Origin of the sequence: Campylobacter sp. FU_520 (assembly GCF_025772385.1) — a bacterium.
GTDB lineage: Bacteria > Campylobacterota > Campylobacteria > Campylobacterales > Campylobacteraceae > Campylobacter_D > Campylobacter_D lari_C.
The window spans coordinates 1-1005 of record NZ_JAKMRZ010000044.1 but is presented as its reverse complement, the minus strand read 5'-3'; the positions used below and the strand labels follow the sequence as shown (position 1 = coordinate 1005).

General features: G+C 34.6%; 1 protein-coding gene. It reads left to right on the top strand.

The annotated features are described in order from the left end of the window. Positions 1–116: 116 nt before the first annotated feature. The coding region (locus L8W55_RS07910; RefSeq protein WP_318529908.1) for a flagellin hook IN motif-containing protein at positions 117–1005 on the top strand (889 nt) is incomplete at its 3' end.

Here is a 1005-nt window from a genome sequence, read left to right as displayed (position 1 = left end):
TTAAAACTCTTAATTTAAAACTCTTAATTTAAAACTCTTAATTTAAAACTCTTAATTTAAAACTTGGAACACTTATTGCTTTTAAATTGCCAAGCAATATTTTGAAAGGATTTAAAATGGGTTTTAGAATAAACACCAACATAGGTGCAATGAATGCACACGCAAATTCAACTATCACAGCAAGAGAGTTGGATAAATCTTTAGGTAGACTTAGTTCAGGTCTTAGAATCAACTCTGCAGCTGATGATGCTTCAGGGATGGCTATTGCTGATAGTTTAAGATCACAAGCTGCAACTTTAGGTCAGGCTATAAACAATGGTAATGACGCCATAGGTATTTTACAAACAGCTGATAAGGCTATGGATGAGCAACTTAAAATCTTAGATACTATCAAAGTAAAGGCTACTCAAGCTGCTCAAGATGGTCAAAGCACTAAAACAAGAAACATGCTTCAAGCTGATATTAACCGTTTGATGGAAGAACTTGATAATATCGCAAATACTACAGCATTTAATGGTAAGCAACTTTTAAGTGGAAATTTTACTAATCAAGAATTTCAAATTGGTGCTCAGTCAAATCAAACTGTAAAAGCTAGCATAGGCCCAACTCAGTCAAGTAAAATTGGTGTTACTAGATTTGAAACAGGTTCTCAAGCTAAACAAAGTGGTATAGCTCAACTAACCATTAAAAACTATAATGGTGTAGATGATTTTAAATTCCAGCCTGTAGTGATTTCTACTTCAGTAGGAACAGGTATGGGAGCTTTAGCTGAAGAGATTAATAGGGTAGCAGATATCACAGGTGTTAGAGCAAATTTCTTAGTAGAAACTACAGGTGTAGGTCCTGTGAAAGCTGGTGTTACAAGCGATGATTTTGCTATTAATGGGGTTAAAATAGGTAGGATAGAGTATCAAGATAGTGATCAAAACGGAGCTTTAGTAGCAGCTATTAACTCAGTAAAAGATAGTACAGGAGTAGAAGCTTCAAGAGATGCTAATGGTAGAA